The following is a 24,534-nucleotide window of genomic DNA, read 5'->3' on the forward strand; positions in this document are numbered from 1 at the left end:
CTACGCCCCGCCCTCCTAGGTAATTACTATTTATATGAATTAAGCGTTATCGCCTTCTACAACTTCAACGATTTCTTCGATTGAATCTGCTTGAGCTTCTGAAGCTACAAATTCTGCTTCAACTGCTGCTGCATCTTCACCTTGACGTCCTTCGATGATAGCGTCAGCCAATTTAGCTGTGATCAATTTAACCGCGCGGATAGCGTCATCGTTAGCTGGGATGATTACATCAATATCGTCTGGATCAGTATTTGTGTCAACCATCGCTACAACTGGGATACCCAATTTTTTAGCTTCTTTAACAGCGATTTGCTCTTTATGCGGGTCAACTACGTACATTACATCTGGGATACGAGGCATGTCTTCGATACCACCCAAGAATTTTTCAAGACGTGCACGTTGCTTGTTAAGAAGTGCAACTTCTTTCTTAGGAAGAACGTCGAAGATTCCTTCTTCTTCCATACGTTTGATTTCTTTCAAACGAGCGATACGTTTTTGGATAGTTCCCCAGTTAGTAAGAGTTCCACCCAACCAACGGTGGTTGATGAAGTATTGACCTGAACGTTCTGCTTCTTCCTTAACAGCGTCAGCAGCTTGTTTCTTAGTACCAACAAACAATACAACTGCATCGTTAGCTGCTGCGTCACGCATAAAGTCGTATGCTTGGTCAGCGTATTTTACAGTTTGTTGCAAGTCGATAACGTGGATTCCGTTACGCTCAGTGAAGATGTACTTAGCCATCTTAGGGTTCCAGCGACGAGTTTGGTGACCAAAGTGTACACCAGCCTCAAGAAGTTGTTTCATTGAAATTACTGCCATGAGTATTTCTCCTTTTTGTTTTTTCCTCTTCTCGATTTCAACTTGCAAAACGACCCAAGGGCAACAGTTTCACAATTCATCAAGAATGAGTATTATCGTTTACACGACAGGTTTTATTTTATCATATTTCAACAGTATTTTCAAGCTATTTAGTAGAATTTTAGTAGGACTTTCGGATAAAAACATTAAAAGAGACTCGATTGAGTCTCTTCGTTTTATACATTAGTTTGGATAGATGTATGTTACGTAACCTTCAGAAGTTGTAGTTGGGTTGAACCATCCACGTTTGTTTCCGATTGTACGATCTCCACCGTAGTTTGATTCTGATACTTGAATACGAGTTGATGATGAAACTGCTGTAACAACCGCTACGTGTCCATAACCACCATCATTCCAACATGCAATCGCACCAACTTGTGGAGTTGATCCTGTACGGAATCCTGCTGCGGCTGCACTTGTTGCCCACTGAGCTCCATTACCCCAGTAGTCTCCTGCCCAAGGTGCCAATGTTTTAGCTCCCCAAGTACATTCACCAGTTGGATAACTTGAAGCATTTGAGCTGTAAGTTGGACGTTGTCTAGCAGGCGCTGGCGCAGGTGCCGGAGTGTAGCTTGAATCCTCCTCGTCAGTTGTTGATGTTGCTTGTACTTGAGCTGAGAAACTTGTGTTTCCAGAAGCAACAACTGACTGCTGTTGGCTTGTTTGACGTGCTCTGTAAGCTGCTTCTGCTTCTGCAGCAGCACGTGCTTCTGCCTCTGCTGCTGCTTTCTGCTCTAGCAAACTAGCTTTTTCACCTTCTGCAGTAGCTTTCTCAGCAGCAAGATTCAACTCTGCAACCTTCAACTCAGCTTGCTTAGTTGTCAATACCTGCGCATCATCAGCCAATTTTTGTTGGTTCGCAATAACTGTATTGATTGCTTCATTATTGGCTACTTGTTTATCAGAAATTGCTTTTTTATCAGCCTTTTGTTGCTCCAACATTTTGTTGTTAGCCGATACAATCTCGCTCATTGCAGCAACACGCGAAATGGCTTCTGTGATTGATTTTGAATTTACAATTGTATTAATGTAGCTAGTCGCAGCTCCATTTGTCTGTGCGCTACGTGCTTGTTTTTCTAAAGAAGCATTACGAGCCACGATATTTTTAGAAAGCTCTGTAATTTCTCCTTCAAGTTTTTTAGATTCAGCTTGTAATTTTTCGTTTTCGGATTGCAAGCTTGCTTGCTCTGCTTGAATTGTTGAAACTTGACCTTGGATTTGATCCACTTGCTTTTGAGCTTCTTGTTGTTGCGCTGTTAAACTGCTAATTTTATTATCTTGAGCAGCAATTTTTTCATCAGTTGTTTCTGCACGAACAGTTGTCAATACTGCTGTTTGTGAGACCAATACTGTACTTAACAAAAGTGACGCTAAGATTTTTTTCTTCATATTCTGTCGATACTCCTTCTATTTGAGACATTACTAGTATACCAAAAAAAGACATAATAAATATTACGCCTTTGTTACATTTATATTTCTTTCTTATAGATAAATTTTTTCAAAAATAAATTGAAAAATGACAATCCATAAGAAGTTCAGAATCATTGATGGGACAAGGCTATAGACGATGAATACCGGCATGGAATCTACAGTCAGTCCTACGGCAAGAGCCAAAAGATAGCTCCCCATATCAAACAGAAAACTGATCACAATAATGGTCAACATCCTTGTCCAACGATTTGTCAAAATCACGCTATTGAACTTGTGGAGCGAAGCACCTATCAAGATAAACAAAAGCGTGGCAATTCCAATCAAGTGGAAAAAATAGATATCGTAAACCAAACCCACTATAAAACAATAGGCTAGGTAGAGATATTCTGAAACCTCAATTGTCTCAAATAAGAGAAACAAAAACAGAAAATGACTGGCTAAATGAAAGTGGGGGAAAAAGGATCCCACCAGTTGTCCAATATGAGCATCAATTAGCACAACAAAAGGGAGTAAAAAGAAAATACCAATTTGTTTTAACAATCTCATTGCTAATTCCCCACTAACTCTACCACATGAAGATCTTTGATATCAGCACTTAACTTTACAGTTACCTCTCGTGTTAGATAGTCACTGCTGTGCGTTGTACCAACAATCTCTCCAACAGGAATATCTTTGACATTAAAGTTTCCTAGCCCACCTGTAGTCACCTTGTCTCCAGCACTGATGTCACTATTACTATTCAATTGACTAATTTTAAGCAGTTCAGATTCCTTGTCATAACCAACGATAATTCCGTAAATTTCAGTAGAACCATGTTGGATTTTAACAGAGATCTTATCCGTGTTTTCAGCGTTGGTTAAAAGATTGACAGTTGTTGAATGATCTTCCACCTTTGAAACACTACCAACCAAGCCACCGTTTGCAATGACTAACATATTTTCAGAAGCTCCTTTTGAACTTCCCGCATCAATTGTTAACTCTTGCTTCCAAGATACTGGAGCACGCATAATCACATCTGCTGCAATGGTTTTTGTTGCCTGCAATTTTGACTTCATATCCAGCAACTGACGTAGTTGTTCATTTTCTGTTTTTAAACGTTCTGATTGATTAGATTCTATCTCTAGTTGATAAAGTTGTTTTTTTAGACTTTCGTTTTCATTGTAGGTCTGCGTCAAATGTCCCAAATCCGATTTGAAAGTATCAAACCACTGAAAGGGTTTTTGAACAATTCTATCTACTAAGGAAATGCCATCTCCTAGTTTTGTCACAATAGCACTTGAATAGGTTGTCACTAATAGTACAGAAACTGCCAGAACTGTGACAAAAACGATGATTAGATATTTTGATTTTTTAAAACGGTTCATATTCCTACCTTTTTACTAAAGATCTACTACTGTGATTTTTTATCAATCTTACGAATCCACTAAGATTTTAAGAAAAATAAGAGACATCCCAGCACCAAAATCACAAGAATTGCTAGTGTATCCTTTTGACTCCATCTCAACTGTCTATACTGGCTTCTCCCCTTTCCTCCCTGATAACCACGCGCTTCCATGGCTATTGCCAATGAATCTGCACGCTTTAAGCTCGTAGCAAAAAGAGGAATTAAAATTGGAATCATAGCCTTTACTTTTTGAACGATGCTACCTTCGCCAAAGTCAACTCCACGAGCTTTCTGAGCATTCATAATTCTCGTTGTGTCATCCATCAAGGTTGGAACAAAACGCAAACTCATTGATAACATGAGACCAATTTCATGAACGGGAACTTTCACGCGTTTCAGCGGTGCTAAAAGAGCTTCAACTGCAGCTGCCAGACTCAAAGGCATGGTCGTTAATGTCAGCAAGGTTGAAAAGAAAATAATCAACACAAAACGACAGAAAATGATTCCCGCTTGTTGCAAAGCATAATCCGTTATTCTTATAAAAGAAAACTCAAATAAGACATTTCCACTTGAAATGAAAAAGAGTTGAAATAGAGTCGTAAAGGCAATCAAGAAGAACATGGACTTTAATCCCTGAACGAAAAATGAGAGAGAAACGCCCGACAAAGCGATAAATATACCTGTCGCTACAAAAAGAATTAGATTGGCAAGGGGATTATTGGCCCAAAATACAATCAAAATCAACAGGATCATAGCAAGCAATTTACTACGGGGATCCAAGCGATGAATAATGGAATCTCCTGGTATATAACGCCCTAAAATCATACTATCCATTTAGCGACTCCTTAAACTCCTCTATCTTGATTGGCAGTTTTTTAAAAGCTATACCTCTATCTGCCAAACGTTTGCAAAAGGCTGTGATTTTAGGCACACCTAACTGCACATTTTCCATAAAGACTACATCTTGGAAAACTTCGCTCGGTTTACCACTTTTGACTAAACGCCCCTTTTCCATAACATAGACCTGATCAGCATACTCAGCTACATCATCCATCAAATGCGTTACCAGAACGATTGTCATTCCAGCAAGGTGAAGTTCTTTAAACAAGTTCATCAATTCTTTTCTGCCCAGAGGATCTAGCCCTGCTGTTGGCTCATCCAAAACCAAGACAGTTGGCTCCATGGCTAGCATACCTGCTATAGCTACACGTCTCATCTGACCACCCGAAAGTTCAAAAGGACTGCGCTCAAAGAGTGACTCATTGATGCCTACCAAGGCTAACTTTTCACGCGCAATTTTCTTGGCCTCTTCCTCAGAAACTCCAAAATTTTGCGGTCCAAATGCAACATCTTTCAAAACAGTCTCTTCAAAAATCTGATTTTCAGCAAATTGAAACACTAGACCGACTTGCTTTCGAATCTGGCGAATTTCTTTATTGGTTGATATAGGAGTAATGACAGTATCGAAAACTCGAACAGAACCCTTACTTGGTACCAATAGGCCATTTAAAAGCTGTAAAATCGTTGATTTCCCACTACCCGTGTGTCCTACTAAAGCTGTATAGGAACCATCCTCAATCGTCAAGGAAACATCAGTCAAAGCTGATGAAGATAGGGGAGTCCCCTCTTGATAGGTAAAGCTCACATTTTCTAGAGTAATTCCCATAACTTGTCCTCTAGCTCTCCTTCTGTCAAATAGCCATCTGGCAACTGATATCCAGTTTCTCTCAAAGATTCTCTCAATTGATTAGTAAAAGGCTCATCTAACCCTATCTGGTCAAGGTCATCCCGAGAAAAAAGTTCTCTTGGGCTGCTGGTTGACTCCACTTGGCCTTTTTTCATGACCAAGACACGATCACTCATCGCAACTTCTTCCAAATCGTGCGTAATGGAGACGACTGTCATCTGGTGGTCTTTTCGAATCTCTTGAACTGTCTGAATCAGTTCTCTGCGTCCCTCAGGATCCAACATGCTGGTAGCCTCGTCCAGAATTAAAATAGCTGGCCTCAGGGCAACAACTCCTGCAATAGCCACCCGTTGTTTTTGTCCACCAGACAAACGAGCTGGTTCTCTCTTCTTAAAGTCCAGCATACCTACCAACTCCAAAGATTCAGCCACTCTCTTTTTCATTTCTTCACGAGGAAGTCCCTGATTTTCTAGGCCAAAGGCAACATCATCTTCAACAGTCGCCCCTACAAATTGGTTATCTGGATTTTGAAAAACCATACCAATTTGACGACGCAAGTCCCAAACATTCTTCGATGACAGCAATTGGCCATCTATCCAGATTTCTCCAGACTCTGCTTCAAGCAAGCCATCAATCAAACGGATAGTTGTCGATTTCCCACTCCCATTATGGCCTACAATCGAAAGCCATTCTCCCCGTTTCACGTGAAACGAGACATTATTAACATCATAATAATCTTGGTCTTCCTTATAACGAAAAGACAGATCTTTTACTTCAATAATTGATTTCATTTCGAACCAAATGTCCCTTTGAATACATGAGCGCTACCCTTGAAATAATCATAACCAGAGTAGATAGTGAAAAACAAAGCGATATAAAGCAACAGTTGCCCAATTAAATTCCAATGTAAGAGCAAAAATATAATGGCAAACATTTGACTAAAGGTCTTAATTTTCCCTGGCATCGCTGCTGCTAGAACTGTCCCTCCCGTCTCAACAAGCAACAAACGCAAGCCTGTCACCGCAAGTTCACGACAGATGATAATAGCAACAACCCAAGCTGGAGCCATACCTAACTCAATCAACATGATAAAAGCTGACATAACCAGCAACTTATCCGCCATCGGATCTGCAAACTTTCCAAAGTTGCTGACTACATTCCATTTACGAGCAAGATAGCCATCGAGATAATCCGTTATACTAGCAACTGCAAAGATGATTGCTGCCAGCAAGTGACTGCCTTGTGAATGGCCCAAAGTCAAAATAAGAATAAAGAGAGGTATAAAGAGAATTCTACCAATTGTTAATACATTAGGGATTTGTTCTTTTTTCATTGTTTCTTCCTTAGTCTGTAGTGAATGTAAGTGTTACAGTTCCAGTCTGAGTCGTCAACTTGGAAGTATCAACTGTTTGATTATCTACAGTCACAGTAACTCCCTTCACTACACCTAAGGTGATAGTAACGGGATTCTTAGTTGAAACTGTTGTTTTTGCATTTTTATTGTCTGCGGATAGTGTCACACCACCCTCTAGCTCGCTTCCTGAAACACTAACCCAGCTAGTTACATCCGAAACTGCCAGCTGAACCGTAGCTGTTTCCTTACTCGTTTTATACCGAGCTTCAATGCGGTTTCCTTCGCCTGACACTGTAATAGTTGATTCCGTAGTAGAAGATGGGCTAGACGTCTGACTACTAGAAGATGAACTAGTTGAGGTTGTGGAACTAGTTGAGCTCACAACACTATAATTAGGCGAAGAAGGACGCGTTGGTTGAGTCTGGATATAATTCCAAACATAATAAGTCACAAAAATTAAAATCGACAAAGCAAATAGAACGAAATAAAACAAGGGGAGATAAGACGTTTTTTTCTTATTTGATCGTCTACGACCAGACAAGTCTTCTTCATCAACATCTACCTCTTCGTAGGTAATCATGCTTCCCGAATCATAGGCATCCAAAATGATTCGCTCGTCCAATTCAACCGCCCAGGTATATTTTCTCAAAAAAGAACGAGCATAAAATGGACTAGGAAGTTGATCAAAATCATCAGCCTCCATAGCCTCTAATAAATTCATCTGAATATCCGTTTTTGCCTGCAGTTCTTCTATACTCAATCCCTGGTTAATTCTGGCTAGACGCAGAACCTCACCAATTGTTTTTTTTCTCATACGTACCATTCCTTCTTTCTAGTATTAGTCATCTTTTAAGCTGGAAAGATTGTGAAATCAACTAGATCACCATTATCAATCAAACGATGTCCAGCTTCTAGAACATCCTCCAAAGTAATTTCCTGTAAAATTTTTGGAAAATCAAAAATTGTTTCTCCGCGATCCATCGGATCGTATTGAGTTGCAATAAATTCCAAAGAGTTCATGCTACTGAAAAACTCACCAAATATCTCACTCTTAACAAGATCTAAATGCTCCTCGGTAATATCCGCATCACTACTAAACTGACGAATCGCTTTACGAAATTGATGCGACAGAGAAACAGGCTCTTTCGTGTCCATTGTCAATATCACAAAATGAAAGCGACTGTTGACTTCAACCTCAAGTGACAATGACGCATCTAACTTCCCATTCTCATATAACTTTTGAAATCGCTCAGAAGTCCAACCAAACATCATCGTAAACAATAATTTTAGCAAAATATTATAACGGTAGCAATCTTCTGCTGCCACCTCACCTGCTCCCCTAATTCCAACAGCAAGTTTTGGTGAAGAGACTTCCATCCGAAGGTTATCTGTTTCTTTGACAGCTTGTAAAGTAAGCTTCTCCTTCCTTACTACCATTTCTTCCAAGTTTCTAAGTTTCTTTTGCAAAAAATAGTTCTCAACTGTATCTACATCAAAATTCCCAACTAAAAACAAAGACATATTTACAGGTTTGTAAAAGGCTGTAAAGTTATTTTTTAAGTCATTTAGCTGGATATTGTTAATTGACTTTTCACTTCCAACAATATCTGCTGCCAGAGGAGTATTGGGATAAAGATTTGCTAATGTTGCAAAAAACAGACGCGAATCTGGATCATCTTGGTACATCTCACGTTCCTGTTGGATAATTTCCCTCTCTCGCTCAACTGACTCTTCTGTAAAATGAGCAACTGTTACCAACTCCTCAAGCAAATCCAAATTTTCTGATAAATGATCTATTGTTGAAAACAAATAGCTCGTCTTTGTAAAACTCGTAAAAGCATTGCTATCAGCTCCCAAGCGTGTAAAAGACTCCATAATATCTTCAGCATTTTCTCTCTCAAATAGTTTATGTTCAAGAAAATGTGCAATTCCAGCTGGATAACACTGTAAACCTTTTTTAGATAGTGTAAAGCTTGTGTCTACTGATCCAATTCGAACTGTTACAACTCCGTAAACTTCATTAAATTGTTTCTTAGGAAGGAGAGACACTGTCAATCCATTTGATAGACGAGTCTGATAAACCGTCTCCTTTATGGCAGGATAGTATTTTTCTTCAAAGGTAACTGGTATCATTCTATTCCTTCCATAAAGTATATCGCTTGTAACCGAACACTATTTGCTGCTTTGCAGATAGCTTCTTTATCAACTTGATTTAATTTTTCAATCCAATTGTCAAAATCTGATGTAGATTTCCCTAACAAACTATTCAAGTAAACTCGCTCGATTAGTGAGCTCTGACTATCTTGCGCAAGCAATAAGGTTCTGCGAATCATCTCCTTAGTCTGTTCAATCTCCAAATCTGTAAAATTACCTTTCTTTAGTTCAAGTAATTGATGATTCATCAATTTTCTGGCTTGATTGCGCTTTTCCCGATCAATGCCAGCATACATCCTCAATTGACCACTAAATAAATCCAATTGACTGGAGATAGTGTAGGCTAGACCAGCATTTTCCCGAACATTTGTAAAAAGCTTAGAGTGAGCAAAACCACCTAACAGACCATTCATTACTACCATGGCCAAATGATGCTTGTCTCCATAGCTCGTAGAACAATGGTAAGCCAATTCCAAAACAGATTGGCCCACATTCTTACGAACCATTCCTTCCCGAAGGACATTTGAATATGGTTGTTTGTACTGAGGCTTGACATCGATTTGACGCCCAGTAAAGGAGAATGACCTCAACCACTCCTTCACTTCTACTTCATTAAAATCACCCAAGAAAAAGAAATCAATTCGATCATTTTTCAGAGTATCTTGAAAGCAAGTGTAACTACTTTTTGGAGACTCATTTGAAATACGTTTTCGTAAATCACTGTATCTCAATTGAAGACGCTCATCACGGAAGAACAAGCTATCCAACTCCTTATGAGCAAAATAAAATGAATCATCCATATCAGTAGCCAAACTAGCCAATAACTGTTTTCTTTCAATTTCAAATAAGGCTGGCTCAAAAGCACCATCTTGAGCTAAGGGGGCAAATAAAGTCTGTCTCACCAGTTCAAAAATTTGAGAAGTCAAGACATTCTTTTTACTTAAAAAATCATCCCTCACATAGGTAAATGTTAGGTCAAGAATATGTACCTGTCCCCTACGATAAGCACTCGTAGAAATATCTGTTCCATACAAACTTGCCAAATATCTGCGAAAAGCTTGAGATGTTGGGTAAGCTTTATTGGCAGTTTCCAACATACTTGCACTTAACATGCGTCCCGCTATTGTCTCAAGAGATAAGGGAGCAGTAAAACGAATAGTGATTTTATTTGTTTTAAACTTTTTGGATTGAACAAAATGTGCTGAAATTCCAGGCACCAACTCCATACCTTACCTCCTTACATATAGAGTTCTATTATACCACGAAAATCAAAATTTTTCTTGTTCTCTTTATAGCTTTCAAAAGTAAAATCGTTTTCATTTTGACTGACTTTCCTTCAGTTATTTCAGGGAAAATATGGTATAATACCTTAGATTGAGGTGAATTATGGAATACAAATTATTTGAAGAATTTATTACGCTCCAAGCCCTCCTAAAAGAGCTTGGAATTATACAAAGCGGCGGTGCTATCAAATCCTTTTTAATGGAGCATCAAGTTTACTTTAATGGTGAATTAGAAAGTAGACGTGGGAAAAAAATCCGTATTGGAGATACGATTGACATCCCTGATTTAAAAATTGACATCACCTTGACACAACCAAGTTTAAAAGAGCAAGAAGAATACCAAACAGATAAGATTGAAAAAGAGCGAATTGCTAAACTTGTCAAAGAGATGAACAAGGGTGTAAAGAAAGAAAAACAAAAAACCACTTTATCACCTAAAACCAAACAAGCTCCACGTTTTCCAGGAAGATAATCATGTGGCTCCAACATTTAACAATAAAAACCTTTCGAAACTACAAAGAGACAAAAATTGATTTCAATCCAAAATTAAATGTCTTTCTAGGTCAAAATGCACAAGGAAAAACCAATATTCTAGAAGCAATCTATTTCTTAGCCTTGACACGTAGTCATCGGACTCGTACAGATAAAAATCTCATTCATTTTGATGAAGAACAACTCCATCTTTCTGGCTTGCTACAGAAAAAAACAGGTTCTATCCCTCTAGAAATTGATTTAACACCAAAAGGGCGTGTGACTAAAGTCAATCACTTAAAACAAGCTCGCCTATCAGACTATATCGGACATATGAATGTTGTCCTCTTCGCACCTGAAGATCTCCAGCTAATTAAGGGGGCACCTTCTGTCCGTCGAAAATTTATAGACATCGAACTGGGACAAATTAAACCAATTTACTTGTCAGACCTGTCAAACTACAACCATATACTCAAGCAAAGAAATACGTACCTAAAATCCAGCCAAAATATTGACGAAACATTTCTGTCAGTCTTAGATGATCAGTTGGTAGAGTATGGTTGTCGCGTCATAAAGCATCGGATAAAATTCATTAAAGATTTAGAAAAATTTGGTCAAAAAAAACACTTAGAAATTTCGAACCAATTAGAAGAGTTGTCAATTTCTTATCAATCATCTGTCAACTTCACTGATGAAAAACAGCTAACAAGTTCTTTTAAAATGGCTTTAGAAAAAAGTAGATCAAGAGATTTATATAAAAAGAATACTGGTGTCGGCCCTCATCGAGATGACATTTCTTTCTATATCAATGGTATGGACGCTAGTTTTGGAAGTCAGGGTCAACATCGTAGTCTTGTACTCTCTATAAAATTAGCAGAAATAGAGTTAATGGAAAGTATTACTAAAGAATCTCCAATATTATTACTTGACGATGTTATGAGCGAACTTGACAACACTAGACAACTAAAATTATTAGAAACGATTTCACAATCTATCCAAACCTTTATCACAACAACAAGTTTAGACCACTTGCAAAATTTGCCAGAAAATCTTAGTATCTTCAATATCCAAAATGGTAAAGTATCTGTAAACCCACATTGACAATTTTGTAAACAAAAAGAACTCCTGATTTTCAGGAGTTCTTTTCTACTTCTTACATAGAGTAGTTTGGTGCTTCATTAGTGATTTGTACATCATGAGGATGGCTTTCTTTTAGACCAGCCCCAGACATTTCAATAAATTGAGCGTTGTCGTGCAATTCTTTAAGGTTAGCTGCACCACAATAACCCATACCAGAACGGATACCACCAATCATTTGGAAGACGATATCAGCTGCTGCGCCTTTATAAGCAACACGACCTTCAATTCCTTCTGGAACAAGTTTGTTCGCTTCATTGACAGAACCTTGGAAGTAACGATCGCTTGAACCTTTCTTCATTGCTGCGATTGATCCCATACCACGGTAAGTCTTGAATTTACGTCCTTGGAAGATTTCAGTTTCACCTGGTGCTTCGTCTGTTCCAGCAAACATTGATCCAAGCATAACTGCATTTCCACCTGCAGCAAGGGCTTTTACAATATCTCCAGAGTACTTGATTCCACCATCTGCAATGATTGTTTTTCCATATTCACGCGCAACTGCAGCTGCATCGTAGATTGCTGTTACTTGTGGTACACCGACACCTGCAATCACACGAGTTGTACAGATAGAACCTGGTCCAATACCAACCTTAACAACGTCTACACCCGCTTCATAAAGTGCGCGTGCACCCTCAGCTGTTGCAATATTACCAGCAATCAAAGTGCGATCTGGGAAATGAGCACGAATCTCAGCAATTTTACGCAAGACACCTGCAGAATGACCATGCGCAGTATCAATAACAATTGCATCAGCACCTGCTTCAAAAAGGGCTTCGGCACGTTCAAATGTATCTGAAGTGACACCTACCGCACCAGCAACTAGAAGACGACCAAACTCATCTTTTGCTGCATTTGGAAATTCAATCACTTTTTCAATATCTTTAATAGTAATCAAGCCAGAAAGACGACCTTCTTCGTCTACTAAAGGAAGTTTTTCAATACGGTGTTCTTGAAGAATGCTTTCAGCTGTTGCAAGATCTGTACCAACAGGAGCAGTAACAAGATTTTCGCTGGTCATGTGGTTTGAGATTGGCTGATTGTAATCTGAAATAAAGCGAAGATCTCGGTTTGTCAAAATACCAACCAATTTACGATTTTCAAGTGTTTCCACAACTGGAACACCACTGATACGGTAGCGTCCCATCAGTTCGTCCGCTTCAGCAATAGTGTGTTCTGGAGTCAAGAAGAATGGATCAATAATAACACCATTTTCAGAACGTTTTACCTTGCGAACTTCATCTGCCTGTTGCGCAATAGACATATTTTTATGGATTACTCCAAGACCACCTGCACGAGCAATAGCAATGGCCATTTGACTTTCTGTGACTGTATCCATCGCGGCTGTTATAATTGGGATATTTAAAGTCAGATTATCTGCCAATTTTGTTGTTAAATCAGCATCATTCGGCAACACATGACTTTCTGCTGGAATGAGCAATACATCATCAAAGGTAAAACCTTTTTTCAAAAATTTAGTGTCCCAATTAGACATTGAAGTTTCCTCTTTTCTTTCTTTTTGAGCTTGACTCTTTTTGTATTGTATCTATCATACCATTCTATGAAAATTTGTCAATTATATTTATAACAGAAAACATAAAAAAACTATCCCTGTGATTCTATGGAAGAGATAGTTTTACGATTCATATTTTATCTATTATTTAAAATAATTTAGTCCCATTGCTCCCTTAACTTCAGATAGAGTTTGCCCCGCAACCTCACGCGCTTTTTCACTACCTTTTTGAAGCATATTGTACACTTCGCCCATATCATTAGCAAATTCGATACGGCGCTCACGAATAGGGCCAAGTTCGCGTTCTAATATTTCAAGTAGATAACGTTTCGTCTTCACATCACCAAGACCACCACGTTGATAATGTTCTTTCATATCTGCAATGTCTTGAGCATCTTCTGGACGGCCAAACACGTCTAGATAATGGAAAACCATATTTCCTTCAATCTTACCTGGATCCTCTACTCGAATATGATCCGGATCAGTATACATACTCATGACTTTTTTACGCAACGTATCCGCATCATCAGCTAGATAAATACCATTATTAAGGGATTTAGACATTTTAGCATTTCCATCTAACCCAGGCAAACGTCCTGCTCTCTCATTTTCTGGATAAATACCTTCTGGTTCCACCAAAACATCACAGTTATATGCGTTGTTAAAAGAACGAACAATCTCGCGAGTCTGCTCAATCATTGGTTTCTGATCTGTCCCAACAGGAACATAATTAGCCTTGAAGGCAGTAATATCTGCTGCTTGCGCAATCGGATAAACCAAAAATCCTGTCGGAATACTTTCTCCAAACCCTTTTTGAGCAATCTCTGTTTTTACTGTCGGATTCCGTTCCAAACGAGCTAGTGACACCAAATTCATATAGTACATAGACAGTTCAGCCAACTCTGGAATCTGGCTTTGAATAAAGATAGTTGATTTACTTGGATCCAATCCAACTGCTAGATAATCCAAGGCAACATTCCCAATCGATTCTACAATCGTTTGAGGGTCTTTGGCGTGATCTGTCAATGCTTGTTGGTCCGCCAAAAAAACAAACATCTCATACTTGTCTTCTTCCTGCAGTAATACTCTATTTTTAAGACTCCCAACATAATGTCCAATATGCAGTTTTCCTGTTGGGCGATCTCCTGTTAAAATAATGGGTTTCGTCATTTTTTTCTCCTCCGAAATGGTCTCTTCAATTATAGCATTTTTTTGTTAAAATAACAGAAAATTATTTAAATCAAACAACTAACTCATTGTAAACAAACCTGTAAACTTAATTGACATAAAATTGACAAACAAAAATTTGAATATTTCTCTCTTTTCTAGTAGAATAAATATATTACATATTATAGGAGAAAAACATTGCTTACAGTATCTGATGTTTCACTACGTTTTAGTGATCGCAAACTTTTTGATGATGTCAATATCAAATTTACAGAAGGAAATACATACGGATTAATTGGTGCTAATGGTGCTGGGAAGTCTACATTCTTAAAAATCTTAGCTGGTGATATCGAGCCAACAACTGGTCACATCTCTCTTGGTCCAGATGAACGTCTCTCTGTTCTCCGTCAAAATCATTTTGACTATGAAGATGAGCGAGTTATTGATGTCGTTATTATGGGAAATGAAAAACTTTACAACATCATGAAAGAAAAAGACGCCATTTACATGAAGGAAGATTTTTCAGATGAAGATGGTGTTCGTGCAGCCGAACTCGAAGGTGAATTTGCTGAACTTGGAGGTTGGGAAGCAGAAAGTGAAGCGTCTCAACTACTTCAAAACCTAAACATTCCAGAAGAATTGCACTATCAAAACATGAGCGAATTGGCCAATGGTGAAAAAGTGAAGGTTCTCCTTGCTAAAGCCTTATTTGGTAAACCTGATGTTCTTCTTTTGGACGAGCCAACCAATGGTTTAGATATCCAATCGATTACTTGGCTAGAAGACTTCTTGATTGATTTTGATAACACCGTTATCGTAGTATCCCACGACCGTCACTTCTTAAACAAAGTGTGTACTCATATGGCCGACCTTGACTTTGGAAAAATCAAACTCTATGTCGGAAACTACGACTTCTGGAAGGAATCTTCTGAGCTTGCTGCTAAATTGCTAGCAGACCGTAATGCTAAGGCAGAAGAAAAAATTAAGCAATTACAGGAATTCGTTGCTCGCTTCTCTGCTAATGCTTCTAAATCAAGACAAGCAACGTCTCGTAAAAAAATGCTTGACAAGATTGAATTAGAAGAGATTGTGCCATCTAGTCGTAAATACCCATTTATCAACTTTAAAGCAGAACGTGAGATTGGTAATGATCTCTTGACAGTAGAAAATCTAACTGTAAAGATTGATGGCGAAACTATCCTAGACAATATTAGTTTCATCTTGCGTCCAGGTGATAAGACAGCTCTTATTGGACAAAATGACATCCAAACGACTGCATTAATTCGTGCAATTATGGGTGACATCGACTATGAAGGAACTGTCAAGTGGGGAGTTACTACTAGCCGTTCTTACTTGCCAAAAGACAACTCGGCTGATTTTGCAGGAGGAGAGTCAATCCTTGACTGGTTGCGTCAATTTGCAAGTAAAGAAGAAGATGACAATACCTTCCTACGTGGTTTCCTTGGTCGTATGCTCTTTTCTGGAGATGAGGTTAACAAACCTGTAAACGTCTTGTCAGGGGGAGAAAAAGTACGTGTCATGCTTTCAAAACTCATGCTCTTGAAATCAAATGTCCTTGTACTTGATGATCCAACAAATCACTTGGACTTGGAATCTATCTCAAGCTTGAACGATGGATTGAAAAACTTTAAAGAATCAATCATCTTTGCCAGTCATGACCACGAGTTTATCCAAACTTTGGCAAATCATATCATTGTTTTGTCTAAGAATGGCGTCATTGATCGTATCGATGAAACCTATGATGAATTCCTAGAAAATGCAGAAGTACAAGCAAAAGTTAAAGAACTTTGGAAAGACTAGATAAGACTTCAAAACTCAGTTGGGGTAACCAACTGAGTTTTCTATCATTCTATGAGGTAACATGAAATCATTTTTTAAAACATATTGGACCTATTTTGTTTCTTTTATCATTCCTTTAGTGATTATGTCTGAAGTATATCTATCTCAAGGTATCTACTGGAATAGCGATACATCTCCACTATTAGGAGACGGTTTCCATCAATACGTTATTTTTGATGTAGCTTTACGAAATATACTACATGGAAATGGTAGTTTGTTTTACACTTTTACAAGTGGCCTCGGACTAAATTTCTATGCTCTATCTAGTTATTATTTGGGTAGTTTTCTCTCACCTCTGGTTTACCTTTTTAATCTGTCGAATATGCCAGATGCTGTTTATCTGACAACTCTTTTAAAATTTGGATTGATTGGTCTGTCAACCTACTTTAGTTTAAATAAATTATTTCAATCTATCCCTCAACCTTTAAAACTAGCCTTATCAACTTCCTATGCTCTGATGAGCTTTACTGTCAGTCAGTTAGAGATAAAAACCTGGCTAGATGTTTTTATCTTGATTCCTTTGATTATAACTGGTTTACACATACTTGTAATACAAAAGAAGCGCCTACTATACTTTACAAGTCTGTCAATCTTGTTTATTCAAAACTATTATTTTGGCTATATGACGGCGTTGTTTCTAATTTTCTGGTATCTCTGTCAAATTTCTTGGGACTTTAAAACTCGAAAATCATCTTTTCTTGATTTTGTTATTACCTCCTTTTTAGCAGGAATGGCTAGTTTGATCATGACTCTTCCTACATTGTTTGATTTACAAACTCATGGGGAGAAGTTAACTGCCATCACAAAATTAAAGACAGACAGTAGCTGGTATCTGGATATTTTCGCAAAACAATTCATTGGATCTTTTGATACAACTAAGTATGGAGCTATACCAATGATTTTTGTTGGATTGCTTCCTTTTATTTTAACCATTCTATTTTTCACAATAAAATCCATAAGGTTTCACGTGAAACTTACCTATGTAATTTTCTTTATTTTTTTAATATCAAGCTTTTACATAGAGGCACTTGATTTGTTTTGGCAAGGGATGCATACCCCAAATATGTTTTTGCATCGCTATGCTTGGATTTTTTCCACTCTGTTAATTTATACTGCAGCAGAAGTCTTAAATCGTCTGAAAGAACTGAAGCTCTGGAATCTATTTGTCTCACTTTTTCTTGTACTGACAGGGTTTTTGGCTACTGTATACTTTAAATCACATTATTCTTTTTTAACAGATTTGAATATCCTACTCACCCTTGAATTTCTCCTGGTTTATGCTCTTTTACTTCTTGCAGTCATTAGAAAATTTATCTCTGTAAATCTATTTGCAATTCTTTTGTCTTTATTTATAACAGCTGAGATAAGCTTAAATGCTTCATCTCAAATGGAAGGAATAGCTAAAGAATGGGCCTTTGCTTCTCGTAGCGCCTATAATAGAGATATCACTGCTATGGAATCCATTCTAAACCAAATTGACAATCCATTTACACGTACTGAAAAACTGCAAATTCAGACAGGAAATGACAGTATGAAATTTAACTACAATGGAATCTCTCAATTTTCGTCTGTACGAAATCGTTCAGCTAGCACTAGTTTGGACAAACTGGGATTCAAATCCTCTGGAACCAACCTCAATCTCCGTTATGCTAATAACAGTCTTTTAGCAGACAGTTTATTTGGAATCCAGTACAATATTTCTGAAACTTCGCTTGATAAGTATGGCTTTCAAGAGATTTATCAAAAGGATCATTTAACCTTATATAAAAATCAACTCTCTTTACCCATTGCTTTTGCCACTCAATCTATTTACACAGATGTAAACTTTAACAATCACACTCTGGATAATCAGGCTTTATTTATAAACCAGCTTGCTAATCTCAACTTAGATTACTTCTCCCAAATAGCATATGATAAAACAGATACTTCAGATGGTTTAACAAGTATCACAGGTTCTGCGAATGAAGATGCAAAGATTGATTATCAAATTGAGGTTCCTCAAAATAGCCAAGTCTATCTCTCTTTTTCAAATCTTCATTTTACAAACGATAAGCAAAAGAAAGTTGACATCCTTGTCAATGGAGAAAAAAAGACTTTTACAACTGACAATGCATTTAATTTCTTTAATTTGGGTTATACTGAAGAACAAAAAACTTTCAATATCAGTGTTAGTTTCCCTGGAAATTCTCAGGTGTCCTTTGAATCTCCAACCTTCTATCGTTTAGATACTCAGGCTCTTACTGAGACAATTCAAAAGATTAAAGAACAACCTGTAGAAGTATCCACCTCTAAAAATAAAGTCTTTGCTACATATGAAGTAAAACAAGATACCTCTATTTTCTTCACTATTCCTTATGACAAAGGTTGGTCTGCATACCAAGATGGGGAAAAACTTGAAATCAAGCAGGCTCAGACTGGTTTTATGAAAGTTGATGTTCCAAAGGGAAAAGGCACCATTACACTTTCCTTTATCCCCAATGGTTTTGTTATTGGAGCAGCCTGCTCACTAACTGCCCTTCTTCTTTTTGGGATCTATAATCACAGACGAAATTTATCTAAGACAGAAAAAGATTGACCAATTTCTTGGCCAATCTTTTTAATCTTCTTCCATTTTCTTAGGTTGATAAGCTAGCATACCTAAAGCAGTAAAGAAAGCTAGAGTTATAATAAGGAAAATCACTTGATGATGAATATTTCCTGTCATAGAGATTGTTTGTCGTAAGCCTGATACAGAGTAACTCATTGGTAACCAAGGATTGACACCTTTAAAGAAATCATTTGTCAAAGCAAGTGGATAAGTCCCTGCACTTGATGCTAACTGTAATAAAAGCAAAATAAGAGAAAAGAAAGCTCCTATACGGCTATTCCATGTTTTTAATGCAGTTACCATAGACATAAATGTTAAGCTTGCGATAATAATTAAGAACAAGGTTCTCATTTCATGATTTGCTGTTAGACCAATAAGATGAACGCCACCATAGACTAAGACAGCGGCTAAAACAGCTATAACTCCATTTATCTCAAAGCGAGATTTGAACCAAGCCCAGCGACTCTCTGGATGACGACCTGAAGGTAATTTAGCAAAAATCATATTTGTTGATAATGCAGCGACAAAGAGAGCGACTGATATCATATAAGGAGCCATAGCAATCCCATTTACAGGAACTTGATCATTGTCTATTTTTGAAAGATTGAGTGGATTTGACAAAATCTCTGCATTTTTAGATTCTGTTGATGCTGATTTGAGTTGATCACTAGCATTACCTAGTCCTTGTCCTAAAGAAGCAACTCCTGCCTGTAAATCTTCCAATCCAGAAGTTAACTTTGTTCCACCTTCTGCAAGTTTCCCAGATCCATCTGCCAATTTATTAGCTCCATTCTCTAATTGAGAAGCACCTGAAAGTAACTGACTGGATTTGTCTGCTAATTGACCAGATCCTGATTGTAATTTATCAACTCCTGCCATTAATTCTTGACTCTTTTGATTCAATTGGTTAGAGCCAGTTGATAATTTTTCAATACCAGATACTAATTCTGGAGTTTTTTCAACTAATTGACCAACTCCTGCTGTCAAGCTAGAAGATTTTTGTGTCAAGGTGTTTGAGCCTGAAACTAGTTGATCCAAACTACCTGTCAAGGTGGAATTCTTTTCACTTAGTTGACTTGCGCCCTGAGAAACTTTATCAACACCTGCAGTATATGCATTTACACCTGATGCAATCGACTGACTAGCAGGAACTAATTTACTCGTCACTGCTCCCTGTATTTCTGTTAATCCACTTGACAATCCTGTCAAAGAAGTAGAAGCAATAGGTAATACTTGATTAGCTTGATTTTTTAACGTCGAAAGATTTGAAGATTGATTTTGTAAGTTTTCTAAACTTCCCTGTAAACCTTGTACTAAAGCTATAATTGACTGAGCCGATTGAATACTATCAGTCGAATTTTGAGATACAGAAGCACTTATCTCAGCTTGTTGCTCACTTGTCAAGGATTGATAAGCTGCTGTCGATTGAATATTTGCTAATGTAGCTGCTTTATCAGACTGAGCACTTGCTAACATTTGATTAGAAAGAGATACTATACTTGATAAAACAGAATCTAATTGTTTTGTATCTCCAACATCAATATTTTGAATAGCTTGATTTAACTGATTCAGACCAGAAGATAATTGAGCAATTTGATCTTTTTGCTCAGACGAAGCATCTAACTTGCTAGAAAGTTGTTGAATCCCTTCACTTAATTGCTCCACACCCATTCGAAGTGTAGCTGATTGACTAGATAACTGATTCGCACCTGTTGCAAGATTTCCCACTCCATTTGTATAGGCACTAACACCAGATGAAAATTGATTAAGACCAGTATTGAGCTGAGAAACACCGCCAGTATAGGCCTCTACACCAGTATATAACTGATTGATTCCTCCTACTAATTCAGGACTTTTAGAAGCTAATTGACCTAATCCGCTATCTAATTTACTTACTGCACCAGTATATGTAACTAAACCACTATTAAAAGTCCCTAAGCCAAGATGAAGTTGTTCAACACCAGAAACATAAGCAGATAATCCTTTGGTAAACTGCTCCGTTCCATTTGAAAATGTTAAACTTGAATCTGCTAAAGAGTGTAGGTTAGTAGTCAATGTTTGACTTCCTGTCACTAACTGATTCGCTCCATCAGTTAATTTTTCACTACCAGAAGCTGCTTGACTCATACCATCCTTTAATTCGACCATCTTGTTAAATAAAGCTTTAGTATAGGTCTCAGTTACATTTGTAGAAACATTCTGCTTCAATTGTGTCATCGCAGAATCGCTCATCTTGCTAGCAATAAAACTATGACCACTTGAAGTCTGATAATCGATTTGCATTTGCTCTGGATGATTCGTTAAAATAGAAGCTGCTTTTTCAGATAAATCACTTGGTAAAGTCACTACCATATAGTAATTGCCATCTTCCAATCCCTTCTTTCCTTCATCTTCATCTACGAAATGAAAATCTAAGCTTTTATTTTCTTTTAAATTTGACACCATGTCTTTTCCTATAGCCATGGTATTACCGTTATAGGAAGCTTCTTTATCATTATTGACAACTGCCACAGGTAAGTCAGACAATTGCCCATATGGATCCCACATTGATGACAAAAATATGATATTGTACAGAGCTGGAATAAGAGAAATCCCTATCATGACAATAATAAAGGTTGGTTTTTTAAAAATTGCTTTCCATTCTTTAAACATATCTTCTCCTTTTTTAAACATATTGTCTAAAATTTTGATATAATAGATTATACATCAAAAAATCTAAATTACAAGGTAAAAAATTATTTTTTTAGACATATAGTCTATTTTTGTATACAAGGAGGATTTATGAAAGAAAGTAACAAACGTTTAAAAACAAAACGAATTATTGAAAATGCCATGGTTCAATTATTGATGGACCAACCCTTTGATCAAATTTCTACTGTCAAGCTAGCAGAAAAAGCCGGAATTAGTCGTTCCAGCTTTTACACTCACTACAAGGATAAGTATGATATGATTGAGCATTACCAAAGTAAGCTCTTTCATACCTTTGAGTATATTTTCCAAAAACATGCCCATCATAAAAGAGATGCTATTTTAGAAGTATTTGAATATTTAGAGTCTGAGCCACTTTTGGCTGCACTCTTATCTGAAAATGGTACAAAAGAAATCCAAAATTTCTTGAGAAATAAGCTTCACATTATGCTTAGCACAGACCTTCAGAAACGCTTTATGAAACTACAACTCAATCCAATTGAATTAGAATATAGTAGCATTTATCTAACAAATGCACTATTTGGTGTTTGCCAGACTTGGATTGCTCACGGAAAAAAAGAAAGTCCGCAAGAAATGACAGACTTCCTTATGAAAATGTTAGGTGATACCAACTAAAAGAAAAAAGAACACTAGATGGTGTTCTTTTTATCTGACTCCGCCAGTAGGACTCGAACCTACGACATCATGATTAACAGTCATGCGCTACTACCAACTGAGCTATGGCGGATAAAATAGTCCGTACGGGATTCGAACCCGTGTTACCGCCGTGAAAAGGCGGTGTCTTAACCCCTTGACCAACGGACCATCTATCTGTAGCAGATATAACCATTATATCAATTTCTTACTAATTGTCAATTACTTTTTAGATTTTTTCTCCAGAATATCTCTCAGTTTGCGAACTTTCAAACGAGTGATGGGGCAGCGATGATCTTCATAAAAGACAACTTCTAGATTCTTTCGATCAATTTCTCTAACATTTCCAATATTGATTAGGAAAGATTTATGAGGAGAATAAAATCGCTGGGTATGTTTGTCCTTTTCCTGAATATCTGTCATTGTTCCATAGAACTCTTTGGCAAAATTCTTACCAATAATCCGCAACTTATGAGAAACACCTGTTGTTTCGATATACAAAATATCATGGTAAGGGATTTTCAAATCATTTCCCTTATAGTTGTAATCAAAATAGTCTACAACATCTTCGTTTTCAAGCAGCATGCTTTTGGTATAGAAGATACTCTGCTCGATACGTTTTTTGAACAATTCATCATTGATGTCTTTGTCTACAAAATCTAGAGCTGATACCTGGTATTTATAAGTTAAAGTAGCAAATTCAGATCGACTGGTAATAAAGACAATAATAGCATAAGGATTGTGATGACGAATAAACTGAGCTACTTCAAAGCCTTTTTTCTCGATTCCATGAATATCGATATCTAGGAAATAAAGCTGATTTACTTCATCATTTTCGATATATTCTTTAAACTCACGAACTTTTCCTGTTGTCTTATAAGAAATAGGAATGTTTGATTCCTCCGAGATTTCATTCAATATTCTCTCTAGTCTCACTTGATGCTCAATAACATCTTCTAAAATTAATACTTTCATTCGAATTCCCTCTTAAATCTAATAATTTGTCTAAATGTGTTGTCTTCCATCTCTGTTTCTAAAATAATATTGTCATACTTATCTAAGATCTCTTTGACATTATTAAGCCCTAGACCTCTATTTCTTCCCTTGGTAGAGAAACCTAAGGCAAATAGGTCCTCTGAAGGCGTTATAGTGATTTTACATGAATTCTGGATGACTATAACTGTTTCAAAATCCATTTTAATGACTGCAACTTCCATTTGTTTCAAGTAACTATCTGCAGCACCTTCAACAGCATTGTTTAATAAAATGCTCATGATACGAACAAGATCAAGTAAATCTATTGACAGTCTAGTAATGATATCCTTTACTTCCAATGTAAACTCGACATCATTTTTTCGTGCATAGACAATCGATTGAGCAATTAAACTTCGTAAAGCAGAATCTTCTATATTATTTAAATCAAAGTAAGTATATTTTTCTGACCTCAATTTCTGATTTGCTTTTACTAGTACTTCATTGTAAATCCTGTTAATTTCTTGTAAATCTCCACTGTCAATCGCCATTTGCATGCTGACAAGCATCCCTGCATAATCATGACGAAAACCTCGAATTTCATTATACAACTCCACAATTTCATCAGTATAAGTCTGTAAATGTTTTTGTTCAAATTTCTTTTGTTTTAGAGCAATCTCTTTTTCAATTTGAACCTTGTGAGAATTCATTGCAAAGAAGGTTAAAAGGATTCCAACAAAAACTACGGATGATAAAATACTTCCAAAACTATTTAAATGAGAAATAGTACTCACGATATCTGAAATAAAAGAGACGATATGCAGAAAGATAAATACATATAGCACTTTTTTCAAAAAAGAATAGAGATATTCTTTGTCAAAATATTTAAACTCCAAATGGAAATAAGATATGACAATTTTAATAACCAAATAGGTTAAAATAAGTACAAATATAATAAAATAATTATTATATTCTAATGCAATATCATCTCCTGTTATAGATGATAAAGTTACCGATATAAAGTTATTACTACTATGATATAAGAGAGAAAATAATAGGCTTATAAAAACTCCCTTAGACTTATCATACTTCTGAAATCCAACAAAGTAACCGAATATGAGTAAAGGAAATAAAAATTTAGACAAACCGTAACCATCTAAGGCTAGCAAATACATTATTTCTTCTAATATTAATTGTAGTAAAAAGACATAAAGACTATAAATATATTTTTCTTTTTTAGTTGCATTACAAGTCCATTCATAAATTTTACTAATGATAAAAACATAAAAAAAAGCTATTACTAATCCAAATAAATTCATTACTTTTTACCTTTA

General features: G+C 36.8%; 21 protein-coding genes and 2 tRNA genes. 5 read left to right on the forward strand and 18 right to left on the reverse strand.

The genetic code is table 11. The features are described from left to right. Positions 1-39: 39 nt before the first annotated feature. The 11 genes from rpsB to yfmF form a co-directional block, all read right to left on the reverse strand. Positions 40-819 (reverse strand): 30S ribosomal protein S2, encoded by a 780-nt coding sequence (rpsB, locus tag MK403_RS04090; RefSeq protein ID WP_084974705.1) that lies wholly within the window; start codon positions 817-819, stop codon positions 40-42. A gap of 222 nt (positions 820-1,041) precedes the next feature. Next, positions 1,042-2,247 (reverse strand): peptidoglycan hydrolase PcsB, encoded by a 1,206-nt coding sequence (gene pcsB, locus MK403_RS04095; RefSeq protein ID WP_268709030.1) that lies wholly within the window; start codon positions 2,245-2,247, stop codon positions 1,042-1,044. Between the two features lie 93 nt (positions 2,248-2,340). After that, positions 2,341-2,835: a rod shape-determining protein MreD gene (gene mreD, locus MK403_RS04100; RefSeq protein ID WP_001237918.1), complete on the reverse strand. Its 495-nt coding sequence runs from the start codon at positions 2,833-2,835 to the stop codon at positions 2,341-2,343. Positions 2,836-2,837: 2 nt separating this feature from the next. After that, the gene (gene mreC / locus MK403_RS04105) at positions 2,838-3,653 is read right to left on the reverse strand and encodes a rod shape-determining protein MreC (RefSeq protein WP_268709031.1); all 816 of its coding nucleotides are present in this window, start codon (positions 3,651-3,653) and stop codon (positions 2,838-2,840) included. 59 nt (positions 3,654-3,712) lie between these two features. Further along, positions 3,713-4,507 (reverse strand): energy-coupling factor transporter transmembrane component T family protein, encoded by a 795-nt coding sequence (locus tag MK403_RS04110; RefSeq protein ID WP_038804767.1) that lies wholly within the window; start codon positions 4,505-4,507, stop codon positions 3,713-3,715. Then, a complete protein-coding gene (locus tag MK403_RS04115) occupies positions 4,500-5,339 on the reverse strand; it encodes an energy-coupling factor transporter ATPase (RefSeq protein ID WP_268709032.1) in 840 nt (279 codons plus the stop codon). Before MK403_RS04115 ends, MK403_RS04110 begins: the two co-directional genes overlap by 8 nt. Further along, complete coding sequence (locus MK403_RS04120) at positions 5,324-6,151, reverse strand: energy-coupling factor ABC transporter ATP-binding protein (protein ID WP_268709033.1); 828 nt, start codon at positions 6,149-6,151, stop codon at positions 5,324-5,326. Before MK403_RS04120 ends, MK403_RS04115 begins: the two co-directional genes overlap by 16 nt. Next, on the reverse strand, positions 6,148-6,693 hold the full coding sequence (gene pgsA / locus MK403_RS04125; RefSeq protein ID WP_000712149.1) for a CDP-diacylglycerol--glycerol-3-phosphate 3-phosphatidyltransferase: 546 nt from the start codon (positions 6,691-6,693) through the stop codon (positions 6,148-6,150). Before pgsA ends, MK403_RS04120 begins: the two co-directional genes overlap by 4 nt. A gap of 10 nt (positions 6,694-6,703) precedes the next feature. After that, positions 6,704-7,528 (reverse strand): cytoskeleton protein RodZ, encoded by an 825-nt coding sequence (rodZ, locus tag MK403_RS04130; RefSeq protein WP_268709034.1) that lies wholly within the window; start codon positions 7,526-7,528, stop codon positions 6,704-6,706. A 35-nt stretch (positions 7,529-7,563) separates the two neighbouring features. Further along, entirely contained in the window at positions 7,564-8,847 is a 1,284-nt protein-coding gene (gene yfmH / locus MK403_RS04135; RefSeq protein WP_125416148.1) for an EF-P 5-aminopentanol modification-associated protein YfmH, read from the reverse strand. After that, positions 8,844-10,094, reverse strand: coding sequence for an EF-P 5-aminopentanol modification-associated protein YfmF (yfmF, locus tag MK403_RS04140; RefSeq protein WP_268709035.1), 1,251 nt, complete (start codon positions 10,092-10,094; stop codon positions 8,844-8,846). Before yfmF ends, yfmH begins: the two co-directional genes overlap by 4 nt. Before the next feature lie 160 nt (positions 10,095-10,254). Between yfmF and yaaA the strand changes: the two genes are divergently transcribed. Together yaaA and recF are read left to right on the forward strand one after the other, a co-directional pair. Continuing rightward, positions 10,255-10,623 (forward strand): S4 domain-containing protein YaaA, encoded by a 369-nt coding sequence (yaaA, locus tag MK403_RS04145; protein ID WP_268709036.1) that lies wholly within the window; start codon positions 10,255-10,257, stop codon positions 10,621-10,623. 2 nt (positions 10,624-10,625) lie between these two features. After that, positions 10,626-11,723 carry a DNA replication/repair protein RecF gene (recF, locus tag MK403_RS04150; RefSeq protein ID WP_268709037.1) on the forward strand — a complete coding sequence of 366 codons (1,098 nt, stop codon included), beginning with the start codon at positions 10,626-10,628 and terminating at the stop codon, positions 11,721-11,723. Positions 11,724-11,775: 52 nt separating this feature from the next. Here the strand turns inward: recF and guaB are convergent, their stop codons facing one another. Next, positions 11,776-13,254, reverse strand: a complete 1,479-nt coding sequence (gene guaB / locus MK403_RS04155) for an IMP dehydrogenase (protein WP_000073418.1) — start codon at positions 13,252-13,254, stop codon at positions 11,776-11,778. Between the two features lie 162 nt (positions 13,255-13,416). Then, a complete protein-coding gene (gene trpS / locus MK403_RS04160; RefSeq protein WP_268709038.1) occupies positions 13,417-14,442 on the reverse strand; it encodes a tryptophan--tRNA ligase in 1,026 nt (341 codons plus the stop codon). Positions 14,443-14,637: 195 nt separating this feature from the next. Between trpS and MK403_RS04165 the strand changes: the two genes are divergently transcribed. Then, positions 14,638-16,260 (forward strand): ATP-binding cassette domain-containing protein, encoded by a 1,623-nt coding sequence (locus MK403_RS04165; RefSeq protein ID WP_000958793.1) that lies wholly within the window; start codon positions 14,638-14,640, stop codon positions 16,258-16,260. Positions 16,261-16,321: 61 nt separating this feature from the next. Then, positions 16,322-18,874 carry a YfhO family protein gene (locus MK403_RS04170; RefSeq protein WP_268709039.1) on the forward strand — a complete coding sequence of 851 codons (2,553 nt, stop codon included), beginning with the start codon at positions 16,322-16,324 and terminating at the stop codon, positions 18,872-18,874. 21 nt (positions 18,875-18,895) lie between these two features. Here the strand turns inward: MK403_RS04170 and MK403_RS04175 are convergent, their stop codons facing one another. Beyond that, on the reverse strand, positions 18,896-21,538 hold the full coding sequence (locus MK403_RS04175) for a YhgE/Pip domain-containing protein (protein WP_268709040.1): 2,643 nt from the start codon (positions 21,536-21,538) through the stop codon (positions 18,896-18,898). Between the two features lie 129 nt (positions 21,539-21,667). On the opposite strand from MK403_RS04175, the gene MK403_RS04180 reads away from it, so the two are divergent. After that, positions 21,668-22,210, forward strand: coding sequence for a TetR/AcrR family transcriptional regulator (locus tag MK403_RS04180; RefSeq protein WP_000665075.1), 543 nt, complete (start codon positions 21,668-21,670; stop codon positions 22,208-22,210). A 38-nt stretch (positions 22,211-22,248) separates the two neighbouring features. Here the strand turns inward: MK403_RS04180 and MK403_RS04185 are convergent. From MK403_RS04185 to comD, 4 genes are all read right to left on the reverse strand, one after another. Beyond that, a tRNA-Asn gene (locus tag MK403_RS04185) sits at positions 22,249-22,322 on the reverse strand. A gap of 5 nt (positions 22,323-22,327) precedes the next feature. Further along, positions 22,328-22,399 (reverse strand) — tRNA-Glu (locus tag MK403_RS04190). Between the two features lie 51 nt (positions 22,400-22,450). Beyond that, positions 22,451-23,203 carry a competence system response regulator transcription factor ComE gene (gene comE, locus MK403_RS04195; protein WP_084948177.1) on the reverse strand — a complete coding sequence of 251 codons (753 nt, stop codon included), beginning with the start codon at positions 23,201-23,203 and terminating at the stop codon, positions 22,451-22,453. After that, positions 23,200-24,519 (reverse strand): competence system sensor histidine kinase ComD, encoded by a 1,320-nt coding sequence (gene comD, locus MK403_RS04200; protein ID WP_268709041.1) that lies wholly within the window; start codon positions 24,517-24,519, stop codon positions 23,200-23,202. The genes comE and comD overlap by 4 nt, the downstream gene beginning before the upstream one ends. Between the last annotated feature and the right edge of the window lie 15 nt (positions 24,520-24,534).

Source organism: Streptococcus oralis, assembly GCF_026782285.1.
GTDB classification, from domain to species: Bacteria; Bacillota; Bacilli; order Lactobacillales; family Streptococcaceae; genus Streptococcus; species Streptococcus oralis_CG.

What these genes read in the sequence shown, in the direction of transcription:
- mreC (WP_268709031.1), bottom strand. Translation starts at nt 3,653, where the DNA reads ATGAACCGTTTTAAAAAATCAAAATATCTAATCATCGTTTTTGTCACA.
- comE (WP_084948177.1), bottom strand. Translation starts at nt 23,203, where the DNA reads ATGAAAGTATTAATTTTAGAAGATGTTATTGAGCATCAAGTGAGACTA.
- trpS (WP_268709038.1), bottom strand. Translation starts at nt 14,442, where the DNA reads ATGACGAAACCCATTATTTTAACAGGAGATCGCCCAACAGGAAAACTG.
- mreD (WP_001237918.1), bottom strand. Translation starts at nt 2,835, where the DNA reads ATGAGATTGTTAAAACAAATTGGTATTTTCTTTTTACTCCCTTTTGTT.
- MK403_RS04110 (WP_038804767.1), bottom strand. Translation starts at nt 4,507, where the DNA reads ATGGATAGTATGATTTTAGGGCGTTATATACCAGGAGATTCCATTATT.
- pgsA (WP_000712149.1), bottom strand. Translation starts at nt 6,693, where the DNA reads ATGAAAAAAGAACAAATCCCTAATGTATTAACAATTGGTAGAATTCTC.
- yaaA (WP_268709036.1), top strand. Translation starts at nt 10,255, where the DNA reads ATGGAATACAAATTATTTGAAGAATTTATTACGCTCCAAGCCCTCCTA.
- MK403_RS04175 (WP_268709040.1), bottom strand. Translation starts at nt 21,538, where the DNA reads ATGTTTAAAGAATGGAAAGCAATTTTTAAAAAACCAACCTTTATTATT.
- MK403_RS04170 (WP_268709039.1), top strand. Translation starts at nt 16,322, where the DNA reads ATGAAATCATTTTTTAAAACATATTGGACCTATTTTGTTTCTTTTATC.
- rpsB (WP_084974705.1), bottom strand. Translation starts at nt 819, where the DNA reads ATGGCAGTAATTTCAATGAAACAACTTCTTGAGGCTGGTGTACACTTT.
- MK403_RS04115 (WP_268709032.1), bottom strand. Translation starts at nt 5,339, where the DNA reads ATGGGAATTACTCTAGAAAATGTGAGCTTTACCTATCAAGAGGGGACT.
- recF (WP_268709037.1), top strand. Translation starts at nt 10,626, where the DNA reads ATGTGGCTCCAACATTTAACAATAAAAACCTTTCGAAACTACAAAGAG.
- rodZ (WP_268709034.1), bottom strand. Translation starts at nt 7,528, where the DNA reads ATGAGAAAAAAAACAATTGGTGAGGTTCTGCGTCTAGCCAGAATTAAC.
- comD (WP_268709041.1), bottom strand. Translation starts at nt 24,519, where the DNA reads ATGAATTTATTTGGATTAGTAATAGCTTTTTTTTATGTTTTTATCATT.
- pcsB (WP_268709030.1), bottom strand. Translation starts at nt 2,247, where the DNA reads ATGAAGAAAAAAATCTTAGCGTCACTTTTGTTAAGTACAGTATTGGTC.
- guaB (WP_000073418.1), bottom strand. Translation starts at nt 13,254, where the DNA reads ATGTCTAATTGGGACACTAAATTTTTGAAAAAAGGTTTTACCTTTGAT.
- yfmF (WP_268709035.1), bottom strand. Translation starts at nt 10,094, where the DNA reads ATGGAGTTGGTGCCTGGAATTTCAGCACATTTTGTTCAATCCAAAAAG.
- MK403_RS04180 (WP_000665075.1), top strand. Translation starts at nt 21,668, where the DNA reads ATGAAAGAAAGTAACAAACGTTTAAAAACAAAACGAATTATTGAAAAT.
- yfmH (WP_125416148.1), bottom strand. Translation starts at nt 8,847, where the DNA reads ATGATACCAGTTACCTTTGAAGAAAAATACTATCCTGCCATAAAGGAG.
- MK403_RS04120 (WP_268709033.1), bottom strand. Translation starts at nt 6,151, where the DNA reads ATGAAATCAATTATTGAAGTAAAAGATCTGTCTTTTCGTTATAAGGAA.